We start from the raw sequence: 3,288 nt of genomic DNA on the forward strand, positions 1-3,288 counted from the left end.
GATGAAGAGGCGCACCAGATAGAACAGCCCGGCAAACCACACCACCACCCCGATGACGTGGAAGGTCTTGAACCAGAGGTAAGCCTCTGGCGGCAGGTGCAGCGCCATCGGGGTGGGGGAGCTTCGGGGTCAGAGCTTATTACAGCATGGCTTGCTGGGGTGCATGCCTCAACTGTCAGGTACTTGTCCACTCAGGGAGCGTTCCGTGCAGAGATCCACTCTTTTGCGGCTTGGCCGAGCGGGCCGGGAGCGCCTAATAGACTCAGGTACGGTCTCTGAGCCCATTGGATAGATTGTCACCATGCCACCTCTCGCCTTCAAGCCTGACTCCAGCTTCTTCGAGAAGATCGCCCTGGGAGCTGTTGGCAGCCGGCATGTGGCGCAAGATCTGGAGAGACTGGGTCACCAGATCGTTGAGCTCGAACGTGGCGCCATGGACACGAAGCTCTGGAAGGACGTAAAGCGCAAGCGAGTCCGCATTCCAGACCTTGTTTGCAAGCTTTGCGGACTTCGCGTCGAGAGCCGGGCGAAAACAAAGGCCGAACTGTCCATGTCCCATAGCTTTTCAGCCCATGAACGTGCCTGGGACTTCGGCATGGTGGACACTGACGTGGTCGCTTTTCCTGTCTGCACAAAGGATAAGGATCAAGAAAAGCAGTGGTGCATTGGTCGGCTCAACGATCAAAATTCTTATTGGCACGAGCGTAACCGGATCCAGTGGCAACCCCAAGGCAAGGTAAATTACATACGAGTCGGCCAGTTCAGAGACGTACCACATGACGAAGCGTCAACCAAGGGAGTGGCCGAAGCGTCGGAAACCAGTATATCGTGGAAGTCACGGTTTTCCCGGCGCAACGGCTTTGTTGAAGCCGTGAGCGGTCAAAAGATCACACTCACCAGAGCTGGCGATGGGCATCGTCACACCCAGACGATTCCCCCGAAAATAAAGATAGTAGTAGACCGTGGCGACCAAGTTGCGCTCAATCAGATTATCGCGTCGAGAGTCAGGCCAGAAACTGATAATCACTTGCGTTGCTCCCAGGAGTTGACAGACTGTCAACTTTTGCAACTTCTGTCTTCCCGCGAGCGGACTCAGCGTTTTACTGGGGTGAAGCTGGCCAGACTCCGGCTTAGGCGTAGCGACTCTCTAACCAATACTATTGCTAGTCTTGAAAGAGATCAGGAAGAAGACATGTACGTCCGGCTGGAAGCTGCGGCATACCTTGTTGCAATCTGTGATATGGGAGCACAAGATCTCTTTATGCCGTACTTGATGCATTCTGACGAGCAGATTCAGCTTGAAGCCGTCATTTCGTTGGGAGAAGCCGGTACCCAGGAGTGTGTGAGCCTATTGAGCACCATCTTGAACGACGCTGAACGCCCTTACTTTACACGTAGTGCTGCGGCTTGGTCGTTAAGTCGCAGCAATGACTCTCAATCGTGTCAGTGCCTTGTGCAGGCGTTTGGGGATGTCAATCCGAACCTCCGTGAAGAGGCTCTTGAAGGTATTGTCAGGCTGCATTCAGACGCAGTTCCCTGGCTTCTCTCCGGATTACAGGAAGAGAATCCTGCTATCGCAGCCGGCTGTGCCGAGGCCCTGCGTCAGCACGGAGCGCTACCAGCCGACGTCATCGATGCGCTGACTGGACAGCTTGCCGGGGAGAATCCCTCCAAGTGGGCCGTTTGGCTGGCTGGTCACCTGCCCAGAGAGTATCTCGCGGGGGCAGTAGCGGATCTACAGGAAACGGCGCCGGAGCTTCACTACGCGATTACTGTATTGTGGTCGTTTGCCGAAAGCTGGATAGCGCGGCACTGGGAGTTGCAACCGGGCGCAAACTTCCCTCCTATGGGCAATGCCCAATGAATTTTGACTTCCCCCAGGACAAGCAGATGTACCGGACGCCCTGCGGCCTTCAGTTGTGCGGTGACAGCTTGGAGTTGTTGGCGCACCTGCCGGATCAGTCCGTGGATTTAATCATGACCAGCCCTCCCTTTGCGCTGCTGCGACAGAAGGCATACGGCAATAAAGGCCAGGATCAGTATGTCGAGTGGCTAGGAAGGTTTGGAGAAGCTGCATACCGTGTGCTGAAGGATAGCGGCAGCTTCGTTCTGGACCTGGGCGGGGCCTACAAGCGCGGCAAGCCGGTACGCTCGCTCTACAACTATCACGTACTTTTAGACTTTTGCGACCGTCTCGGCTACGAATTGGCAGAAGAATTTTTCTGGTTCAATCCGTCGAAGCTGCCGTCGCCAATCGAATGGGTCAACAAGCGCAAGATCCGAGCCAAGGATGCCGTAAATACTGTCTGGTGGTTTTCCCGATCAACTGAGCCAAAAGCGGACGTTACGAAAGTGTTGGTACCGTACTCGAAGCGGATGAAGACGTTGCTTGAGAACCCCGGCAAGTTCTACCAACCGAAGGAAAGACCTTCAGGGCACGACATCGCCAGGGCCTTCGCCAGAGACAACGGCGGTGCGATTCCCTCGAACCTGCTACAAATTCCCAATACGGAAAGCAATTCAAGCTACCTGCGACTGTGCAACATGCTGGGCCGAAGAAGCCATCCCGCACGGTTCCCCAGCGCACTACCACAGTTCTTCATACAATTCCTTACCGACCCGGAAGATCTGGTGGTGGACATTTTCTCCGGGTCGAACACCACCGGTCAAGCGGCAGAGCAACTCGGCCGCCGTTGGCTCAGCATGGACGTCAGTCGCGAGTACGCTGCCCTCTCGGCTTTACGCTTCATGGATGCCTGGAGCGATGCGGAGGTTCATCAAACCATCACACGGCTTGACGCTGGTGAAGCCGTTGATCTATGTCTCGGCCTAGTGTTTCAGGCACCCCTGTGGTCAGGCTCAACTAGGTAGCTGGCTCATCATCGTCCAGTGAGTCAATCTGCGGCAACGGCAGCCAGGGGGCGCACCAGATAGAAGATCCCCCGCCCGGCAAACCAACCACCACCTCGATGACGTGGCAGGTCTTGAACCAGAGATAGGCCTCTGGCGGCAGGTGCAGCGCCATCGGGGAGGGGGAGCTTCAGGGGTAGAGCTTATTACAGCATGGCTTGCTTGGGTGTGCTCCTCGCCGGTGTGCTTCCCCATGGTTCCCAGGCAAGCGGGAATGCGGAGGAAGGAAAACCTCACTCTCTCGTTCAGGTGGTTGTGTGCCGTCCTCTCGTGACAAGAGACACTCGAATCAGCCATGGGCATAGGCTTGGCCAAGGGGGCATAGGATGTGTCTCGAAGGTGGTAGAAATCAGGAGAGGGTGATTCTCCGAGTAACGT

At 56.0% G+C, this 3,288-nt stretch carries 3 protein-coding genes and 1 pseudogene; 2 read left to right on the forward strand and 2 right to left on the reverse strand.

Features of this window, described 5'->3' with window-relative positions:
- Positions 1-108: TIGR00701 family protein (locus tag F4Y00_06275; GenBank protein MYE04559.1), on the reverse strand; the 108-nt coding region annotated here is incomplete at its 3' end.
- 193 nt (positions 109-301) lie between these two features.
- Here F4Y00_06275 and F4Y00_06280 point away from each other — a divergent pair.
- Both F4Y00_06280 and F4Y00_06285 read left to right on the forward strand, forming a co-directional pair.
- Positions 302-1,864 carry a HEAT repeat domain-containing protein gene (locus tag F4Y00_06280; GenBank protein MYE04560.1) on the forward strand — a complete coding sequence of 521 codons (1,563 nt, stop codon included), beginning with the start codon at positions 302-304 and terminating at the stop codon, positions 1,862-1,864.
- Entirely contained in the window at positions 1,861-2,871 is a 1,011-nt protein-coding gene (locus F4Y00_06285) for a site-specific DNA-methyltransferase (GenBank protein ID MYE04561.1), read from the forward strand. Before F4Y00_06280 ends, F4Y00_06285 begins: the two co-directional genes overlap by 4 nt.
- Positions 2,872-2,921: 50 nt before the next feature.
- Here F4Y00_06285 and F4Y00_06290 read toward each other — a convergent pair.
- Positions 2,922-3,025, reverse strand: a pseudogene (locus F4Y00_06290) (TIGR00701 family protein).
- Between the last annotated feature and the right edge of the window lie 263 nt (positions 3,026-3,288).

The organism is Bacteroidetes bacterium SB0662_bin_6 (assembly GCA_009839485.1).
Classification (GTDB): Bacteria; Bacteroidota; Rhodothermia; order Rhodothermales; family VXPQ01; genus VXPQ01.